Raw genomic sequence first — 18,267 nt, 5'->3', positions numbered from 1 at the left:
TGATTTTATTACAGCTGGCAGCCTAAATGCTTAGCAGCCTGCTTATACAGAAATAAAGGCGGCAGTGTGGCGTGCTGTAGATAATGATTGTAGTCGTCAGAGGTCTTAATGGAGTTACTCTCACGCGTAATAATTATCTCTTCAGGAGGCAGATCGCAGAAGATATCCCGGCGGCGTTTGCAGTCTGTAATGACATTCTTTTCTTCTTCAAGAATCTTATTTTTTAAGTTCTCGCATTTAGCCCGAATATCTTCTTTTTGTGCTTGAATCGCTTCATTTTCAATCGGAGAAACAGTGACAGGGACGTCATCTACGAACTCATTTTCCAACCGCATGCGGTTATGAATCTGCTTTGCCTCCTCCACCGCCGCAGGCGTCGGCGCGGCTCTGACCTCCACCTCTGTCTGGGCGGAAGCGCCGGAACAAGGGGTTTCCTGAAAGGCGACTTTCCCTTTGGCGTTCACACATTTGTATATCTGCCCGTATCCCAGGCCGGAATACAAAACCGTAAAACATAGCGCTCCAATCTGTGCTGCTCGCTTCCAGCACAGACCGGATTCGCCGCTGTCAGCCATCGAAATACGCGCCATGATACCCAATACCCTGCTATCTAAGACAAAGAGCTCATTTAAAGGGATGAGCAAAAGTATAACTAGCGGCTGGCTAGAGGTTTCACAATCCTTGACGCTTCCCGCGGATGAGAAACCTATCAGAACGCCCCCAGGCTCAGATACTTGATAATGATGTTGTCGATGACGTCACGGGACTTCAGATCTTCAATTGCCTGGTTGATGCGTTCATCCAGTCCTTTGTTGTCCTCCACAATTTTTCTGGACAGGGCGATCACTACAGGACGATTGACGACTTCATCGACAATCTCAACGTCGTTGAAGTAACCCAGCCTGCGCGCCTGATACATAAAGGTAATGTCTTCCGTTATCGCACAATCTACGCGGCCATACATGGTCAGTTTGACCAACTGCTCGGCGCCGTTCACTTCCACTACGCTATTGAAATGCGTCATGTCCAAACTGGGAAAGCGATAATTGAATCCCCTCAATACGCCGGCCTGATGACAGTTTTTCAGAACATCAGCATAAACAACGCCTTCCGTCTCCGGTTTCTTTTTAAGAACAAAAGCGGATACCGTCGACGTGTATAGTGGGGAGGAGAGCCACATGGCGTTAAGGGCGTCTTTGTCGTTATAACCTGTGGTAGTGAGCAGACCATCCAAATAGCCCTGCCCCAGCATCAGCGTTATGCGAGGTCGAGGATAGCTTTTCAGTTCGAAATTCACTCCCGCCCGGGTTAACGCCTCATAGACAATTTCGTAGTCGATCCCGGTCGCTTGACCGTCCTCCAAGTGATAGACATAGGGCTCGACCTCCTCGGCGGCGGCTAAGGCCAGATGGAGGTTTTCGGCGCGGCCATCCTGCAGGGACACCCCCGCCAAGATCAGCAGCGTCAAGCTCGCCAGCTTCATTAAGGACATGCATATACCGCGTTGAAATAACATGACGGCGGACTCATCCCTGGCGGCCCGCATTCGAATGACAGCGTTTATAAAGAAGATTAGTAAGCCGCGGTAGGCTTGTCCAACGCCAAGGCAGCTCTCCAGGCTATTTTGCCCGCCACTGAATGCTGGATATTTTTTACGCCACAACTACCCTTAGGAAAAGGCGATCCAGGCCAAGCAAGAACCTATTCGCAGACAACCGAGATCGCAACCGGACTCCGGACTGTCCTGATACAGAAAAGTTCATAAGAAAAACTGACGCCTCAAGGAAAGCAGGGTTCGAACAATGAGAATAAAAGAGTCTTGTATAAGTCTTACCCTCTCAACGCTATATATCGTGACCCCGGCCCACGCCGACAACGACAGAATCCACTTCAACGGTTTCGGCAGTATCGTGGCCGCCACGACCTTTGATGATGAAAAACCTTATTTTTCCTACGACGACGACCTTAACTTCAAGAACGAGTCCCTGTTCGGCCTGCAGGTGCGTGGCGACATGGGAGAAAATCTCTCCGCCACGGCGCAGATCATCGCTCGCGGCTCGGAAGATCATGACGCCGAGTTCGAGTGGGCCTATGTCACCTACGCCATCGACAATAACTGGACCGTTAAGGCGGGGCGATTCAGAACGCCTTTTTTCGAATACAGCGACACCATTGATGTCGGCTACGCTTACCACTGGGTCAGGCCACCCAAATTTGTTTACGTACCCCTATTTAAAAACCTGGACGGTTTGAACATTACCTACGCCTCGCAAATTCGTCAGTTCGACTCTACCCTGAACTTCTTCTATGGCTCCGTGCGAGAGGACATCCCTATCGGTCAAGTGGATCTGAAGTTCGTCTATGGCGGCTCCTGGCGCATCGGCGTTGACTGGATCAGCATGCGCTTCTCCTACTTCCGCTCGAAACTCTCCGCTCCCGCCATCGCGCCTGGCCTGGACAACATACTGCCCCCGGAAGATCCAAGCGCTCCAGCGCCTGCCGGCCCGACAGTGTCAGAGGAAGTCGCCGACGCCATTCGCGCCAATGACGATCGCGGCGCCTTCGGCAGCATCTCTTTGAAAGTGGAGTACGATAACTTTTTCGCCGTAGCGGAGGTCACCAAATCGGAGATTGAAGACAGCATATTCCCTGATCCGCTGGGGTATTACGTCTCCGCCGGCTACACCATGGGTAAGTTTACTCCCCACCTCACTTATGAGGTTTTCGACACCAGCCCGAGAAGAAGTATTCTCGACGAGGTGTCTGAATCCGATCCGGTTTACTCGACATTGGAAGGCATCATTGAGGGCACGGATCAAGACAATACAGTCATCACGATCGGCGTACGTTATGACTTCCATCACAGCGCTTCACTAAAGTTCGACTTCAGCAAAATAAACTACGACAAGGACGGACCTAACCGCATCGACACCCAGTTATTCAGCACTGCGATCAGTTTCGTCTTTTAAGGAGCGCCGACATGTTAAGAATCATTACTATCGTGTTTGCTCTCATCTACCCACTGCTGCAGGTGCAGGCGGCGGAAGCCGAGGTCGCCGTGATCGTCAATCCCAAAGCGAATCTTGACCTGAGTAATGAAGATATTCAGAAGTTATTTCTGGCGAAACAGGCTTTCTTACCCAATGGCGAGAAAGCGACCATCGTCTCCATCGACAGCTCCTCGGCATTGTTCGAGGAGTTTTGCGCCAAAGTCGTCAACAAAGGCTCACGCCAGTTTCTCTCCTACTGGTCCCGGCTCATCTTCACAGGCAAAGCCGCCCCCATGATCACCGCCTCCAGCAATCAGGACATTAAAGAGCTAGTGGCGAAGAACCCCAACTACATCGGATTTATATCCGCCGCAGAGTTGGATGATACGGTTAAAGCGGTGCGCAGATACTGATTCAGCCAAAGGGCGGCCATCTGCCGCCCCTTCACCTTATGACCTCGGAACGCCCTCCCAAAGGCCATCAAGACTGGCCGTTACTCCCCGCAGTAAACACAACTGGCTCAGATTCATCCATTTCCAACTGGGCGAACATCAACTGACCTTCCAGATTATCGCCATACAATTGATAGCCCTTGATGCATTGGTCTGGCGTTTCCAAAAGAACGCTGATCGCATCCATTTTCAGGTTCTCGTCATCCGGCGTGACTTTACACTGCGCGCACACTAATACCGCGTCTACCGCATTTGCACTGACTATTGACTGTGCAGAGTAGACCAACCCTTCAACTCCCTCATCGCCAGCAGCCAGGCTCTCAATCACTTGGCGTCCCCCTCCCTGCTCCAGCAAAAGAGCAAAAGGATTGAGACGACCGTCACTTGATATGCGGTGTCTGGCAAGGCTCATACCGTCATGAAGCAGTTGTTCCAGTGCAGCCATTTCCATAATCAACCTCACCTATACCGATAACTCATCATAATCAGAGGTCCCCTAACTCTTGTCCGCCTTTTGAGACGGTGGGGGTGGAGGCAGATCCCGTCGTATCACATGGACAGGAAGCCTGTTCGGGCCGAAGCGTAGCACAGACTCTTCTCCATCAATCATCTGAGTCAGCAAGCCCTGTTTATTTACGCCATACCCGTGCGATATATCCCCCTTTTCGCTTCCGTTAAAACCCGACGGCACATAGAGATCCAAGCGCCCGATTGATTGAACTCTTTTGCCAATGTCCTCAGCGTCAATTGAGCTGGAGAAGTGACTCTCCGTAAACAGACTTTCGAACTTCTGAACGACATGATGCACCTTAGCAATGTCCTGGTTTTTCACCTCAAATGCAGTATATGCGCCCCCTACATTCTGGATCAGCGCCTCCGGAGACTTAACGCCTTCTGCATTTTTCGCACTGCGACCAAAATATCGCTCCACGATTCTACCTTCGCCAATAATATGCCCCTCGTGGTCTGGGGGCATGGCGTTGTTTCGACTCAAAATCTCCGCTGCGACAAGCACTTCATCGGACGCCAGAGCAGGATTGTTCAAATTTCTGGCAATGCCTTCACGATCCAACTTTGAATTAACGCTATCCACCCTTTCCAACTTCGACTCTATTATTCTAAGCGGCCTCCCCGGCTCATCAGTAATTCCAGTGCTGCTCCGCAACCCATTTCCATCTGTAGACGCCAAACCTCTTCCAACCACCGGCGCCTCCGCCCTTGCAGACAGCGGAGAGGAACCTGAGAGATCGCTGGCGGGCAATGGCTTATTGTCGTTAACGCCCTCCGCATGCCGGGCGCCTTGAACATGAATCGCTCTATTTGCGTTAATTCCTTCCATAACGCTGCAATCCTACACATTCATATATATCTGCATCGGCGGCGCTACATGCGACCGGCCCAAGTCACCTCTCTCCTCACCTGGGTGCATATTTTTTGTCTCTCGTAAACGCTCTCTGGCGATAGCTGCGTCCGCCAAAAACTGGTTAAGCAGTTCCTCCAGCTTGATCGCATGCAGGTTCTCAATTTCATGCCGGTAATGAAGGTAAAAAAAGCGACCGCCAGGCTTTATCGAGACGTTCCCCAAAAGACACTCAGGTCCAGGAAAGTTCAGCGTCTGACAAAGCTCGTATAAGGAAAGTAAATCATCGCTCCGCTCTGGAGCCTCGTCCAACTCAGCAAGGAACAGCAGCCAGGGGCTGGCCTGGGGCCACTCTATCTGCCACTTAATTCCGGTCTGAGTCTGCGCGCCACATACACCCTGAGCGTCCAGTTGCAGCCAGCTAAGGCCATTGCGCTCCCCAACATAGCGAAGCTTTTCGTTGATATCTTCAAGCATGCGCGCCCTCCCGCACTGTTGTTCCCACGAAGAGCGCAGGAGGCGCTGACGCGCACCTTGCCTACGCCCAATATCCTGAGTAACCAACGTCGGACGGAAGTTTCAGCCAGGGTCTGCGTGCTGCTTGCGGTACTTGAGGGGAGATTCGTTGAAGTATTTGGCGAATACCTCGTAAAAGCGTGTGACGGAGGAAAAACCGCTGGCGAAGGCGATCTCAATTACCTGATCTTGAGAATACAATAACAAACGCCGAGCATGATTGACCCGTAAGTCTGTCAGATATTCCAGTACGGACATGCCCACCGCTTTCTTGAACACACTCATGGCGAAGTTCTTGTGCAGTCCCACTCCGTCAGCCACATCAGCGATCGTAATGGGCGTTCGATAATTGCTGTTTATAAACTCCACCATGCAATGCGCATGGTGCAAATGCCGACTGCGATATTCCCCACAGCCTGAGCCTTGACCGGATTTGCAGGGATTGCGCATGATCATGCGCCGCAGAAACAAAGTGATCTCATCCAGCACTAAATCCTGTAGCGGCCCATCCAGACAGCGCAGTTCCTGCACCCATCGCTCCACCGCATCAAGGGACAACAAGTCCGTCGCATTGGAACGATAAGGCGTCCCGCGAATCAGCAAATGTTTGAACATTTCATTCGCACACATGTCCGTGAGCAGAAACAAAGGCAGGCGCAGCTGCAGCAGCAAAGCGTTCTCATCCGCCGAAATCAACTGATGCCGATGTAGCGCGGAAAAACAGATGACGTCGCCACTTTCCAGCTCGTACAACTGATCGAGGTAGCTCAGCCTCATGGCGCCGGAGAGAAGGATATTGATTTCAAGATGACAGTGTTGATGTGAGCCTTCCATGATCTCGGGCTCACCAAAGTGAAAGCTGACTACCCCAGAGGCGTCAGTACGCGTATTGGCGTCATGCCTATCGTGAATAGAAGGACTTTTCATTGCTTTGCTTTCCCCGTGTTATTTTTATTCAGGAATAAGCGAGACGACTCAGCAGTGTCAGACGAACAGCAAATATATTCCATAAAATCACAAAATGGAATAAATTTTCCATAAACTTAAATCTGACTCAAATATTTCTATCTGCCTGAATATCTCTTGCTTACTGCGTTCCGGCTTGGGGGCATTTTTAGTTTTTGTTGTTTTTTTACTTCATTTTTAATGTTCTTCATTCTAACGCCAGCGTGAACAAAAAAACAACAAACCATCTTATTTTTAGCCAAATCAGGCTCTCTTATTTAAGAAAGACACAAAAAAAGCCGCTTTTCTCTTTTCCTGAGAAAGCGGCTTTTTTCATATCTAAACTTTAAAAAAGAAAGAAATATTACCTATATTTCTGACCGCTTCGTCAGATTGACGAAGCGCGTAGCACGCGTAACGTTTCCAGGCAGGCGTTCAATGAGTGGTAGTCACACTTCGCGCCCGCCTCACTCTTCTTATCTGTGACTTTGGAGTTATCCGCATTAAGAATTCGATACCAGGCGCCATGTTCATGATCGACAAAATGCGCCCAGGAATATTCCCAAAGACGTTCATACCAGCGCCAGTAACCTTCTTCTCCTGTCGCCTCGCCCAGCAGCGCCGCCGCAGCGAAACTCTCCGCTTGCACCCAGAAATATTTATCGTCATCGCAAATACTTTGGTCTGGCGCAAAGCCGTAAAACAGTCCGCCGTGGCGATCATCCCAGGCGACTTCCACCGCCCGATCAAAAAGCTCTCGCGCCTTGGCGGTCAGCCAGGGTAAATCGCTATGACGAGCAAGCATCAGTAGCAGTTTGGTCCATTCAGTCTGATGGCCCGGCTGAAATCCCCAGGGCTTATAGAGGTTCTTTGGGTCGTCTTTGTTATAGTCCCAATCGATATCCAGATCCTGGGTAAAGTGCTCCCATACCAGCCCGTCAGACTTCCCTCCAAGCACCAACACAACCTTTTCCGCCAGTTCAATGGCGCGCGCCAGAAAACGCGAGTCTGACGTGGCTTCATAGGCGGCGATCATCGCCTCACAGGCGTGCATATTGGCGTTCTGACCGCGATAGTCCGACACCTGGCGCCAATCAGCGCTGACTTCATCCGCATAAAGCCCTTGTTGCGGCTGCCAGAAGTGCTTTTCCATCAGGTCCCAAGCCGCATATAAATCCTCGCGCGCCGACTCCACTCCGGCGCCGACCGCCGAGGCGAACACCAGAATCAGAAAAGCATAGCCATAGCAGTATTGCCGCTGATCTGCGGGTTGGTAGTCCTTGAAGGTCCACACATAACCGGGCGCATCCGCACGCTTGTGCGCTTCACGCAGATAAGCCAGTCCCTGTCCGGCCCACTCCAGCCATTGCGCCCCTTCTTCCTCGTTACGAGGCTCCAGAAACTGGTGCGCCTGATAAAAGTTGAACGTCATCCGGCAACTGCTGACCAGATGCTTGTCTCCCGGCGCAAACACGCGGCCATCGTCATAATAATTTTGAAAATAGCCGCCCCGTTCGTCACGGCCTGCGCGCAGATAGAAATCCAATATCTCGCGGCTATGCGCAGTCAAAAAATCCCTGCTTCTGAAATTCATTCACTCAACTCCCAAAAACGACTGACTTCAGACCAGTCAGGCAACGCAGGAAAAGCCCCTTGCCGACTTACGGTTAATGCACCGCATTGGGAAGCGAAACGCACCAGCGCGGCGACCTGTGATTGTGAATTGAGCAGCGCCGTCTGGTCCCCGCATTTCGACAACCCAAACAATATGGCGCCCATAAACGAATCCCCCGCCGCCGTGGTGTCCACCGCCTTCACTGGCGGCGTCGCTTCTTCTCCAGAAAACGCGAGGGAGATATAACGAATAGGCTTACCGCCATCCGTCACCAGAATCAACTTCACTCCCTGCTGCAACCAGCGCTGGCAAAGCGCATTGGAATCAGCTCCACCAGCGAGATACTCCAACTCATCCAGTGACAGTTTCAATAAATGAGAAGAGGCCGCCAAACGAATAATTACATCTTTATCTGCCTGTCCCGACGCCCACAGATTATGGCGTAGATTCACGTCAAAGCTGATGACGCAGCCAGCGTCTTTGGCCCGGCGCAGCGCTGTTTCAGTGACGGCGGCGATGGTGGGCGTGGTAAGCGTGTTGGAGCAGTAATGAAAGACAGTCGCTCCCGCAAACCAGGCCGGAGCGACCTGCTCCGCCTGCAAAACCATATCCGCGGAACCATCTCGATAAAAAGAAAACGTACGCTCGCCCGAGTCGTCCAACATCACGAACGCCAGAGCGGTTTTCGCCGTCGGATGAAATAGCAGCTGGCTGGTGTCTACGCCATAGGCTTGCAGCGCATGAGCCAGGAAACGGCCGAACTCATCTTCTCCCACCTGTCCCGCAAACCTGGCGTCGCCTCCCAGCTTGGCGATGGCCACCGCCACATTGGCCGGGGCGCCGCCCGGAAACTGCTTGAATTTACGCAGACGCAGTGGGGCCTCCTCATCCTGTCCGATATTCAGAAAATCAATGAGGGCTTCACCAAAACAAACGACAGTGCTCATAGTTACCAATCCGCTAACTCATTCCGGGGCTAAACATTATAGGTCGAAGTCGGCGACAGATTTATCGCCGCAAATGCCCTGGTTATACACGTCTTCCTCTCAGTCGTCTCCTACCAAAACGCAACTTTTCCGATACTTTTGCGGCGACTCGCCAAAGTATTTCGCAAACACTTCGTAGAACCGCGTCACGGAAGAAAACCCGCTGGCGTAGGCGATCTGAGTGACCTGTTCGCCAGTGTATTGCAACATACGCCGGGCGTGGTGCACCCGCAACGCAGTTAGATACTCGAGAATCGACATCCCCAGGGTTTTCTTGAATAGCGTCATGGCGAAGTTCTTGTGCAGCCCCACATGGTCAGCCACATCGCACACGCTAATGGACGAGTGATAGTTGTCGTTGATGTATTGCAGCATTACGGGAATATGCTGGCTGACTTTAAGCCCGGTAACTCCAGGGATCCGTTGTTCCGGCGGAGTGTAACAGGCGTCCTTGAAAAGGCGCCGCAACAGCAGAGTGATTTCATCCAGAATAAGATCGTCCAAAGCGGGATCGCGCAACCTTAGTTCCGCCACCCAGCGCGCCAACATACTATCGTCCACCAATCCGGCGCAACGCGCGCGACAGGGAACGCCATGAAACAGCTGCTGCTTCACGCCACAAGATAGTTGCAGGTTGAACAAGGCGAAGAGAGGTAGTCTGAAACTGTAAGCTACAGCGTCGTCGCTAACAGCGCCAAACTGATGAAAATACAGCGCGGAGTAACACAGAAGATCTCCGGCGGACAATTTCATCGACTGCTGACCATACAGCATCTCAACATTGCCGCGGGTCAGAATAAGAATCTCTAAATGGCAATGCTGATGCGCAGTCGCCATGACTTCCGGCTGGTGGCGTTCGCCCTCCAGCTCAAATCCGTACGGATGGCTTTCTCGGCCATAGGATTGACCAATCATCGCTTCACCCCCTAATTATTTTTATTCAGGTAAAGGCATGCCCGGGACGCAGTCGCCGAGGTAAAACCTCAGCGAGCGTCATGAGCTTGATATTTTATTAGTGAACGCAAAAACGCCCGGGGCTGATTCGCAGCAGACGCTCCGGGCTATAAGCTCTAGCCGATACGGGCCTGGCTCTCAATATCGAAGAAAACGGCTTTGGACAAATCAAGCATCAGGTTCATCTTCTCACCCAGTTTGCCCGCACTGTCAGGCGCTACACGACAGCTCACTTCCGTACCGTTCAGATGAATGTGCATAACGGTATCTGGTCCGGTAGGCTCGACCATATCAATCTCAGCCTCCAGAACCATGACATCGGCTCTTTCCACTTCATGCGGATTCACCTGAGTCACCCTTTCAGGACGAAGACCCAGCGTAACCTGCTTGCCGACATAGTTAGCGAGGCAGGCGCCGCGCTCACCCAGAGGCAGACTGTATGTACGGCCGTCACGGGTAGTGACTTTCGCCACCAGACCGCCGCCTTCATTTTGGATCTGCACCGGAATAAAGTTCATCGCCGGAGAGCCCATGAAGCCCGCCACGAAGATATTGGCGGGTTCGTCATAGATTTCCTGCGGCGTGCCGAATTGCTGCACGATACCGTCTTTCATGACCGCGATGCGGTCGGCCAGAGTCATCGCTTCGATCTGATCGTGGGTCACGTAAACGATGGTGGTGCCCAGATTCTGGTGCAGCTTTTTGATTTCCGTCCGCATTTCCACCCGCAACTTGGCGTCCAGGTTACTCAGCGGCTCGTCAAACAGATAAATCTTGGGTTTGCGCGCCAACGCCCGTCCCATGGCTACACGCTGACGCTGACCACCGGAAAGCTGGGAAGGCTTGCGATCCAGCAAATGCTCAATTTGCAGCATTTTCGCCACACGCTCCACTTCAGCCGTGCGTTCATCTTTCGGCACCTTGCGCATTTCCAAACCGAAAGCGATGTTGTCGCGTACATTCATGCTTGGATACAGCGCGTAGCTTTGGAACACCATGGCGATGTCGCGATCTTTCGGGCTACGGCCGGAAACGTCTTCGCCGCCGATCAGAATAGCGCCGTCAGTGATTTCCTCCAGTCCAGCGATGCTGTTCATCAGCGTGGACTTGCCGCAGCCAGAGGGACCGACAAGGATCAAAAACTCACCCTTCTCGATGCTGATATTAATGCCTTTGAGGACTTCCGTTTTACCGCCGTAGGTCTTACGAACGTTTTGAATTTCTAATGCAGCCATTTAAATTAACCTCGAAACTGTCTGTGTTCTAGTGTGAAAGGCGGCTGCTCGCCTAGCCTTTCACAGACCCGGCGGTCAGTCCTCTGACGAAGTATTTGCCGGCCAGTACGTAAACCAATAGTGTGGGCAGACCCGCGATAATCGCCGCCGCCATATGCACGTTATATTCCTTCACGCCGGTGGAGGTGTTCACCAAGTTGTTCAGTGCAACGGTAATCGGCTGGGTATCGCCGCTGCCGTAAACCACGCCGAACAAGAAGTCATTCCAGATCTGCGTGGTCTGCCAGATAATGGTCACCACAATGATCGGACCGGAGATCGGCAGCAGAATACGCCAGAAAATAGTGAAGAAACCGGCCCCATCCAGCTGCGCCGCTTTAACCAGCTCGCCTGGAATATTGATGTAGAAGTTACGGAAAAACAGGGTCGTAAACGCCATACCGTAGACGATATGCACGAACACCAGGCCAGCAGTGGTGTTGGCAAGGCCCAACAACCCCAGTGTCTGAGCCATAGGCAGCAACACTACCTGGAACGGAATAAAGCATCCGAACAACAACAGGCCGAAGAACAGTTCGCTTCCGCGGAATTTCCACTTGGTGAACACATAGCCGTTCAGGGCGCCCAGGAATGTGGAGATCAGCACCGCCGGTACAACAATTTGCACAGAGTTCCAGAAGTATCCTTCCACGCCTTCACAGCGAATGCCCGTACAGGCGGAACTCCAGGCCTTGGACCATGCGTCGAAGACAAACTCAGTCGGCCAGGAGATCAAGTTTCCACTACGAATGTCGTCCATCGTCTTGAACGAGGTCAACACCATAACCACCAGCGGCAGCAGGTAAAACAGCGCTGCGGTAAGCAACACGGCGTAGATAAGGCCGCGGTTAATACGGCTCCAGTTCATGGAGGATTGCGCAGTCTGATTAACCATTACGGGACCCTCTCAATTCGGAGTACAGATAGGGAATCAGGATGGCCAATACGCCGCCCAGCATCAGCATTGCGCTTGCCGCGCCCAGACCAATCTGGCTACGGGTGAATGAGTGCGCGTACATAAAGGTCGCCGGCAAGTCTGTGGAATAGCCAGGCCCTCCGCCCGTCATCGCCGCCACCAAGTCGAAGCTCTTGATTGCGATGTGGGACAGAATGATGAAAGCGCTGAAAAACACCGGTCGCAGACTCGGCAGAATAATACGACGATAGATTTTCGGCAGCGTGGCGCCATCGATTTGCGCCGCCTGGATAATAGAGTTGTCGATGCCGCGCAGGCCCGCCAGGAACATCGCCATGACAAAGCCGGATGACTGCCATACGGCGGCGATCACCAGCGTATAGATGGCCATATCCGGATCGACGATCCAGTCAAAGCTGAAGCTTTCAAACCCCAGATCCCGCACCACTTTTTCCAAACCCAGTCCAGGATTCAGCATCCATTTCCAGGCTGTACCAGTAACGATGAAGGACAAAGCCATGGGATACAGATACACGGTACGGATCGCGCCTTCCTGACGAATCTTTTGGTCCAGCAGTATCGCCAGGGTCACCCCCAGAGCCAGGCAGACCAGTATGAATAGTCCGCCAAAAATACCCAGGTTGGTGCAAGCCACCAGCCAACGGTCGTTTTCAAAAAGCTTTTCGAATTGAAGCAGGCCGACAAAATCATATGACGGCAGAAAACGCGAATTGGTCATCGACAGGACCGCCGTCCAGATGATGTAGCCGTAGATAAAGACCAGCATCATGACGAACGTCGGAGCCAGCACCATTTTTGGCAGCCAGCGCTCCAACCAGGCCAGACCGCCTTTCGCTTTTGCAGTTGCTTCGGGACGATCGTGTGCGCCCATGGATATCGCCCTCATGGTTCCCCTCGTTAAAGGCAAGTTTAGGATAGAGATGGGGGTTGCGCGCGCGAACAGGTCAGTTCGCGCGCGCTAAGCCGATTACATGGCTGCTTTTACAGCCTGAGCCAGCTTGTTGACCGCTTCTTTGGCGGACTGACTGTCGTCATTGAAGAAGTTAGTGACGACGTCATAGATAGCGCCCTGAATATAGGACGTGGTGGACATGCCATGCGCCATGCTGGGCACCAGATCGCCAGTGGAAGCGGCTGCATTGAAGGCGTCCATAGAGGCCTCCGCGCAGCTGTCGAACTTGTCGCGCGCCATGCCGCTACGTACCGGAATAGAACCTTTGTTCAGGTTGAATGTTTCCTGGAAGGTCGGCTCCATGATCAGACGCGCCATCGTGTTCTGAGCTTTGACGTTATCGTCATTGTTCAGTTTGAACATAGCGAAGCTATCGATGTTAAACGTGAACTGACCGGACGTGCCGGGAGCAGGCAGACACATGTAGTCGACACCGGGCTTTTTACCCGCTGCGGTGAATTCGCCTTTGGCCCAGTCGCCCATTACCTGCATCGCGGCTTTGCCGTTGATGACCATGGACGTGGCGATGTTCCAGTCGCGACCGGCAGCATCTTTGTCGATGTATTTGCGCATGCTCTTGAAAGTTTCGAAGATCTTAACCATCTTCTCGCTTTTCAGCGTATCAGCGTCATGCTTAACAAAGGCTTTGTTGTAGAACTCGCTGCCGCCCATGCCCAAAGCGATAGCTTCGAACAGAGTGGCGTCCTGCCATGCCTGACCGCCGTGCGCCAGCGGAATGAAGCCCGCTTTCTGTATGGCGTCAGCCGCTGCAGGGAATTCTTCCCAAGTGGTTGGGATGCCTACGCCCGCTTTACGGAAAACGTCTGGGTTGGCCCACAGCCAGTTCACCCTGTGCACGTTAACCGGAACAGCAACGTAGTGGTTTTCGTATTTCATGACGTTGGAAACGACTTCTGGGAGCAGTTTGTCCCAGTTTCCGGCTTTGGCGACGGAGTCCAGGTTCGCCAACAGACCGAGGTTAGCCCACTCCTGGATATCCAGCCCTTTGATCTGGGCTGCTGCAGGTGGGTTTCCTGATACGGCTCGTGATTTCAGAACGGTCATGGCGCTTTCCCCGCCACCCCCGGCAACCGCAAAGTCTTTCCAGGTGTGCCCTTCTTTCTCCAACAAGCCTTTCAATACGGCGACAGACGCCGCTTCACCGCCGGAGGTCCACCAGTGGAGCACCTCAACTTCGCCCGCCTGTGCTGAAGTTGCTGCTGCGATGCCAGAAAGAACGATAGGAGCAAGAGCTTTTTTAATTCGTTTCATGACCAAACCTACTGTTTATTGTTGTTTAAATAAAAGGTTCGCCATTCCCGATTGAACAATCCCCGATGGGATGATTTAGGAAGGCTGAAATCCTCTGATTACGCTCAAAGGTTCAGTCAGTATAGGGGCGGAAATACGGGGGCGGGGTAAGATAGAGCAACCTAATGTAACAAAACCTTAAAAACCTTACAGGTTCCCAACAGCGACAATTAATCCGCCATTCGCAGACAACGGGCCAGACTCAGGCTTCCTGGTACTGCCTTGGCAGCCAGACTTCCACGACAAAACCGCCCTGCTCATGGTTTTTGACCTTCAGCCTGCCGCCGTGAGCATGGATAATATTGCGGGCGATGCTCAAACCCAGGCCGGATCCGCCGGTGTTACGATTGCGGGACTTTTCTAACCTTACGTAAGGTTCGAAGATGCGATCCTGCTCCATTTCCGGAACTCCTGGGCCAAAGTCTCGCACCGCAACGTGCACGCCTTCATTCACATCTTCCAGAAATACTTCCGCCTGATGTCCATAGAACAACGCATTATCAATGATGTTGCTGAAGGCTCGTTTGAGCGCCAACGGCTTACCCCAGAACGGCTGCTCCAACGCTCCGGACAGCACTACTTTTTTGCGCTGCAGATCCGCGCCTTCACAAATCTGCTGCAATAAATAGTGTAGATCGATATTCACCGGATTTTCATGAACAGTGGTGTCTTTGACGCACTGCAAGGCGCCATGCACCATGTGATCCAGGTCTTCCAGGTCCTGAATGAACTTGCCCCGCAACTGGTCGTCGTCCAGCATTTCCGCCCGCAACCGCAGGCGAGTGATAGGCGTTTTGAGGTCATGAGAGATTGCAGAGAAGAGCGTTTCCCTATCCTGAATATAACGCTGAATGCGCTCTTGCATGGCGTTAAAGGTACGCGCTGCAGCCACAACTTCTGTGCTGCCCTCTTCCGGCAGCGGAGGCCGCTCAATGTCCTTGCCTAATTCGTCCGCCGCCCGCGACAGCAACTTTAACGGGCGCGTCAACCAACGCACCACCACAAACAGCGACAGCACCACCAGCACCACCGTGATTCCCATAAACCAAAGGCGCTCGGCGGGCAGATAATCGCCTTCAATCAGGCCGTCCGGGGTGGGCAACAGCGTGGCCAGATACAGCCACTCATCTTTTTCCAAACCTATCTGCACCACCAGAATCGGGGTCTTCTGCGGGTGCAACAACAGGCTGTGATGCCCCCATCCCGGCGGCAGATCGAGCAGGCGGATATCATTATTAAAAACATGCAGGGACTCGGCGAATGAGAACTCGGATATGATCTCCACCTGGCGACCCAACTCCCGTTGCAGGACAGAGTCCACTTCCTCTAGAACCCAGCGTTTCAGGTCCGAGTCCGGCGTCGGGCTGATATTGATGAGTTCACTGTTGAAAGTGACGAAGAAACGCGAGCCGCCCATGCGCCGTAACTGATCGAGGACGATATGGCGGTATTCAACCGGCAGGGATTTGAAGAAGCGCACAGTAGAAGCGATGCTGAACGCCAAGTGATTGGACATGCTCAGCACATTTTCCTGATTACGGGTTTTTATCTGCGCCACCCAAATCAAGCTGGACAGCGCTTGCGCCGCCAGCACGGCGATAACCAGGACAATTACCATCCGCGACAATAAAGAGCGCGGAGCCAAACCCGCCAACCCTCGGCGAGCGCCTCTCTTAATCCCCATATTCGCGCTCAACCGGAACCGCTAAAACATAACCGGAGCCGCGTACGGTCTTGATAAGAGTAGGGTTCTTGGCGTCATCGCCCAGACGCTGCCGTAATCGGCTCATATGCACGTCTATGCTACGGTCCAATGGCGAACACTCGCGCCCGTGCAACACATCGGAAATTTCATCCCGGCTTAACACTTCATTGCCCTTTTCCAAAAACAGACATAATAAAGTGTAGTCAGCGCCGCTGATGGCGCTTTTATCACCGTTGGGTTGCACCAGCATGCGGGATGTCGTATCCAGAACCAGATTGCCGAAACGATAGATTTTAGGTTGTCCGGACGGCGCGCTTTGTTTGGGCTGCACCCGACGCAGGATCGCTTTCATCCGCGCCAGCAACTCCCGCGGATTAAAGGGCTTGGCGATATAGTCGTCAGCCCCCATTTCCAGACCGACGATGCGATCCGTGTCATCCGCATTGGCGGTCAACATGATGATGGGAACAGTGGACGACTTACGCAGACGCTGGCAGATAGTGAAGCCGTCGTCGCCAGGCAGCATGATGTCCAGAATAATCAGATCCGGCGTCACGCCCTCCAACAGCCTGAACAGTGTTTCACCATCCTCAGCTGGAGATACGTCAAAACCGTTTTTGGAAAGATACTGGCTCAGCAATTGCCGAATTTCCAAATCGTCGTCCACAACGACTATATGCTTGTTTTTGTGGGTCATCGCTGCTTAAAACTTAACCTCGTAAACTGTGCGCGATCATAACACAAAATTATAACCGTCCCAGTTGTGATTGTACTTGTGTCGCATGTCACCAGTTGCGGACAGTCATTACTCACTTTTTGGCCATAATCTGTATAATTCGCGCTCTTTTCGTCAAACCAGCCCTTTGCGGAGCTTCCATGTACGTGTTTCTGGATTTCTTTGGTATCGCTGTATTCGCCATCTCCGGCGCGCTCGTCGCCGGACATAAGAAACTGGACGTTTTCGGCGTGCTTGTGGTCGCCCTGGTAACCTGTCTCGGCGGCGGCACCTTGCGCGATCTCGTGTTGAACGCTCACCCCGTCGTCTGGATCGCCAACACCACCTACCTGGGTGTAGGCATTATCTCCGCCCTCGCCACTTTCGTACTGGTCAGGCTCAAACGCATCCCTCTTCACATGCTGGAAGTCTGCGACGCCATCGGGTTGGCCTTCTTTACTATCGCCGGCACGCAAAAAGCGCAGGCGCTGGGCCACAGCTTTGAAATCTGCCTGTTGATGGGCATCATGACCGGCGTCGCCGGCGGGGTCCTGCGCGACATCATTTGCAATGAAATCCCATTGATTTTTCATCGTGAAATTTACGCCACGCCAGCCATCGCAGGCTCATTTCTATACCTGACTTTGAGCTATTTTGGCATGGACACGGATGTCGCAGCGTTATCAGGCATGGCCGTGACTCTGGCTTCCCGACTCGCCGGCGTATACTTCAATATCAGTTTGCCTGCATTTCTCTTTTCTGAGGACGAACAGGAAAGTCCCAAACCGTAGTAGGCTCCATTTGCTTAGGCTTCAGAAAGGCTTGAATCCGCCGCTCCCGCGTACGATTATGCTTTTCTGATCGCCAGCGCATTCAATATCCAAGGAGTATGCCCATGCATGAGTACTGGACCGAGTTTCTTACTGTCGCCCTCGCCCACCTTCTCGCCGTCGCCAGCCCCGGGCCGGATTTCGCCGTGGTGATGCGCCAGAGTCTGTGTCGAGGACTAAAACCCGCGTTGTGGACCAGTACAGGCATTGGGGCAGGCATACTTCTGCACATCACTTATTCATTATTGGGTATTGGGCTACTGATTTCTCAGTCTGTGGTCGCATTCAACGTATTGAAGTGGATTGGAGCCGCCTATCTAATCTGGGTAGGCTTTCAGTGCTTGCGCGCAAAACCTCAGACACCTTCTGACGAACCGCTGCAACAAGCGCTGCCTAGCGAGTCCACCTGGCAGGCGTTTCGACTGGGCTTTTTAACCAACGTACTTAACCCTAAAGCCACATTGTTCTTTGTCGCCTTGTTTTCGGTCGTGATCAGCCCGGATACTCCCAAATGGATTCAGGGCTTTTATGGAGGCTGGATGTTTGTGGCCACTACGTTGTGGTTCTGCGGTTTCAGTTTCTTTCTCTCTGGGGAACGCGTACGCAGAATCTTCCAGCGCTGTTCACATTGGATTGAGCGGGTGATGGGAGTCGTGTTGTTCGGTCTCGCCGCCAGACTGTTCGCAGCGACCCGGGACTGAGAACGCATTAATACTGCATAAAGT

Annotated in this window: 19 protein-coding genes; 4 read left to right on the top strand and 15 right to left on the bottom strand. The window is 52.7% G+C overall.

The window, feature by feature from the left end; translation table 11 throughout:
• Window positions 1–8: 8 nt before the first annotated feature.
• Both O5O45_RS29840 and O5O45_RS29835 read right to left on the bottom strand, forming a co-directional pair.
• On the bottom strand, window positions 9–590 hold the full coding sequence (locus O5O45_RS29840) for a DUF4124 domain-containing protein (RefSeq protein ID WP_305902901.1): 582 nt from the start codon (window positions 588–590) through the stop codon (window positions 9–11).
• A gap of 119 nt (window positions 591–709) precedes the next feature.
• On the bottom strand, window positions 710–1,492 hold the full coding sequence (locus O5O45_RS29835) for a substrate-binding periplasmic protein (RefSeq protein WP_305902900.1): 783 nt from the start codon (window positions 1,490–1,492) through the stop codon (window positions 710–712).
• A gap of 361 nt (window positions 1,493–1,853) precedes the next feature.
• Here O5O45_RS29835 and O5O45_RS29830 point away from each other — a divergent pair, with 361 nt between their 5' ends.
• Entirely contained in the window at window positions 1,854–2,969 is a 1,116-nt protein-coding gene (locus O5O45_RS29830) for a hypothetical protein (protein ID WP_305902899.1), read from the top strand.
• Between the two features lie 11 nt (window positions 2,970–2,980).
• On the top strand, window positions 2,981–3,403 hold the full coding sequence (locus O5O45_RS29825) for a type 2 periplasmic-binding domain-containing protein (protein WP_305902898.1): 423 nt from the start codon (window positions 2,981–2,983) through the stop codon (window positions 3,401–3,403).
• A gap of 67 nt (window positions 3,404–3,470) precedes the next feature.
• On the opposite strand, the gene O5O45_RS29820 is transcribed toward O5O45_RS29825, so the two are convergent.
• From O5O45_RS29820 to O5O45_RS29760, 13 genes are all read right to left on the bottom strand, one after another.
• Window positions 3,471–3,893, bottom strand: coding sequence for a hypothetical protein (locus O5O45_RS29820; protein WP_305902897.1), 423 nt, complete (start codon window positions 3,891–3,893; stop codon window positions 3,471–3,473).
• Between the two features lie 45 nt (window positions 3,894–3,938).
• On the bottom strand, window positions 3,939–4,781 hold the full coding sequence (locus O5O45_RS29815; RefSeq protein WP_305902896.1) for a hypothetical protein: 843 nt from the start codon (window positions 4,779–4,781) through the stop codon (window positions 3,939–3,941).
• Between the two features lie 12 nt (window positions 4,782–4,793).
• On the bottom strand, window positions 4,794–5,279 hold the full coding sequence (locus O5O45_RS29810; RefSeq protein WP_305902895.1) for a CesT family type III secretion system chaperone: 486 nt from the start codon (window positions 5,277–5,279) through the stop codon (window positions 4,794–4,796).
• A 102-nt stretch (window positions 5,280–5,381) separates the two neighbouring features.
• Window positions 5,382–6,245, bottom strand: a complete 864-nt coding sequence (locus O5O45_RS29805; protein WP_305902894.1) for a helix-turn-helix domain-containing protein — start codon at window positions 6,243–6,245, stop codon at window positions 5,382–5,384.
• Window positions 6,246–6,651: 406 nt separating this feature from the next.
• Window positions 6,652–7,857 carry an AGE family epimerase/isomerase gene (locus O5O45_RS29800; protein ID WP_305902893.1) on the bottom strand — a complete coding sequence of 402 codons (1,206 nt, stop codon included), beginning with the start codon at window positions 7,855–7,857 and terminating at the stop codon, window positions 6,652–6,654.
• Window positions 7,854–8,825: a carbohydrate kinase family protein gene (locus tag O5O45_RS29795; protein ID WP_305902892.1), complete on the bottom strand. Its 972-nt coding sequence runs from the start codon at window positions 8,823–8,825 to the stop codon at window positions 7,854–7,856. The genes O5O45_RS29800 and O5O45_RS29795 overlap by 4 nt, the downstream gene beginning before the upstream one ends.
• Window positions 8,826–8,924: 99 nt before the next feature.
• On the bottom strand, window positions 8,925–9,779 hold the full coding sequence (locus O5O45_RS29790; protein WP_305902891.1) for a helix-turn-helix domain-containing protein: 855 nt from the start codon (window positions 9,777–9,779) through the stop codon (window positions 8,925–8,927).
• A 155-nt stretch (window positions 9,780–9,934) separates the two neighbouring features.
• The gene (locus tag O5O45_RS29785) at window positions 9,935–11,053 is read right to left on the bottom strand and encodes an ABC transporter ATP-binding protein (protein WP_305902890.1); all 1,119 of its coding nucleotides are present in this window, start codon (window positions 11,051–11,053) and stop codon (window positions 9,935–9,937) included.
• Window positions 11,054–11,105: 52 nt separating this feature from the next.
• A complete protein-coding gene (locus tag O5O45_RS29780) occupies window positions 11,106–11,987 on the bottom strand; it encodes a carbohydrate ABC transporter permease (RefSeq protein ID WP_305902889.1) in 882 nt (293 codons plus the stop codon).
• Window positions 11,980–12,900, bottom strand: a complete 921-nt coding sequence (locus O5O45_RS29775; RefSeq protein ID WP_305902888.1) for a carbohydrate ABC transporter permease — start codon at window positions 12,898–12,900, stop codon at window positions 11,980–11,982. Before O5O45_RS29775 ends, O5O45_RS29780 begins: the two co-directional genes overlap by 8 nt.
• A 96-nt stretch (window positions 12,901–12,996) precedes the next feature.
• Window positions 12,997–14,253 (bottom strand): ABC transporter substrate-binding protein, encoded by a 1,257-nt coding sequence (locus O5O45_RS29770; RefSeq protein WP_305902887.1) that lies wholly within the window; start codon window positions 14,251–14,253, stop codon window positions 12,997–12,999.
• Between the two features lie 241 nt (window positions 14,254–14,494).
• Window positions 14,495–15,976 carry an ATP-binding protein gene (locus O5O45_RS29765; protein ID WP_305902886.1) on the bottom strand — a complete coding sequence of 494 codons (1,482 nt, stop codon included), beginning with the start codon at window positions 15,974–15,976 and terminating at the stop codon, window positions 14,495–14,497.
• On the bottom strand, window positions 15,966–16,694 hold the full coding sequence (locus O5O45_RS29760) for a response regulator (RefSeq protein ID WP_305902885.1): 729 nt from the start codon (window positions 16,692–16,694) through the stop codon (window positions 15,966–15,968). Before O5O45_RS29760 ends, O5O45_RS29765 begins: the two co-directional genes overlap by 11 nt.
• 179 nt (window positions 16,695–16,873) lie before the next feature.
• On the opposite strand from O5O45_RS29760, the gene O5O45_RS29755 reads away from it, so the two are divergent.
• Both O5O45_RS29755 and O5O45_RS29750 read left to right on the top strand, forming a co-directional pair.
• The gene (locus O5O45_RS29755; RefSeq protein ID WP_305902884.1) at window positions 16,874–17,503 is read left to right on the top strand and encodes a trimeric intracellular cation channel family protein; all 630 of its coding nucleotides are present in this window, start codon (window positions 16,874–16,876) and stop codon (window positions 17,501–17,503) included.
• 104 nt (window positions 17,504–17,607) lie between these two features.
• Window positions 17,608–18,243, top strand: coding sequence for a LysE family translocator (locus O5O45_RS29750; RefSeq protein ID WP_305902883.1), 636 nt, complete (start codon window positions 17,608–17,610; stop codon window positions 18,241–18,243).
• Window positions 18,244–18,267: the final 24 nt, after the last annotated feature.

The organism is Hahella sp. HNIBRBA332, assembly GCF_030719035.1.
GTDB lineage: Bacteria > Pseudomonadota > Gammaproteobacteria > Pseudomonadales > Oleiphilaceae > Hahella.
The sequence above is the reverse complement of the archived record's forward strand: the minus strand, read 5'-3'. Positions and strand labels throughout refer to the sequence as shown.

Coding starts and splice junctions, on each gene's coding strand:
- O5O45_RS29775 (WP_305902888.1), bottom strand. CDS start 12,900: ATGGGCGCACACGATCGTCCCGAAGCAACTGCAAAAGCGAAAGGCGGT.
- O5O45_RS29760 (WP_305902885.1), bottom strand. CDS start 16,694: ATGACCCACAAAAACAAGCATATAGTCGTTGTGGACGACGATTTGGAA.
- O5O45_RS29795 (WP_305902892.1), bottom strand. CDS start 8,825: ATGAGCACTGTCGTTTGTTTTGGTGAAGCCCTCATTGATTTTCTGAAT.
- O5O45_RS29840 (WP_305902901.1), bottom strand. CDS start 590: ATGGCGCGTATTTCGATGGCTGACAGCGGCGAATCCGGTCTGTGCTGG.
- O5O45_RS29820 (WP_305902897.1), bottom strand. CDS start 3,893: ATGGAAATGGCTGCACTGGAACAACTGCTTCATGACGGTATGAGCCTT.
- O5O45_RS29755 (WP_305902884.1), top strand. CDS start 16,874: ATGTACGTGTTTCTGGATTTCTTTGGTATCGCTGTATTCGCCATCTCC.
- O5O45_RS29770 (WP_305902887.1), bottom strand. CDS start 14,253: ATGAAACGAATTAAAAAAGCTCTTGCTCCTATCGTTCTTTCTGGCATC.
- O5O45_RS29780 (WP_305902889.1), bottom strand. CDS start 11,987: ATGGTTAATCAGACTGCGCAATCCTCCATGAACTGGAGCCGTATTAAC.
- O5O45_RS29835 (WP_305902900.1), bottom strand. CDS start 1,492: ATGTCCTTAATGAAGCTGGCGAGCTTGACGCTGCTGATCTTGGCGGGG.
- O5O45_RS29805 (WP_305902894.1), bottom strand. CDS start 6,245: ATGAAAAGTCCTTCTATTCACGATAGGCATGACGCCAATACGCGTACT.
- O5O45_RS29790 (WP_305902891.1), bottom strand. CDS start 9,779: ATGATTGGTCAATCCTATGGCCGAGAAAGCCATCCGTACGGATTTGAG.
- O5O45_RS29785 (WP_305902890.1), bottom strand. CDS start 11,053: ATGGCTGCATTAGAAATTCAAAACGTTCGTAAGACCTACGGCGGTAAA.
- O5O45_RS29800 (WP_305902893.1), bottom strand. CDS start 7,857: ATGAATTTCAGAAGCAGGGATTTTTTGACTGCGCATAGCCGCGAGATA.
- O5O45_RS29825 (WP_305902898.1), top strand. CDS start 2,981: ATGTTAAGAATCATTACTATCGTGTTTGCTCTCATCTACCCACTGCTG.
- O5O45_RS29765 (WP_305902886.1), bottom strand. CDS start 15,976: ATGGGGATTAAGAGAGGCGCTCGCCGAGGGTTGGCGGGTTTGGCTCCG.
- O5O45_RS29815 (WP_305902896.1), bottom strand. CDS start 4,781: ATGGAAGGAATTAACGCAAATAGAGCGATTCATGTTCAAGGCGCCCGG.
- O5O45_RS29810 (WP_305902895.1), bottom strand. CDS start 5,279: ATGCTTGAAGATATCAACGAAAAGCTTCGCTATGTTGGGGAGCGCAAT.
- O5O45_RS29750 (WP_305902883.1), top strand. CDS start 17,608: ATGCATGAGTACTGGACCGAGTTTCTTACTGTCGCCCTCGCCCACCTT.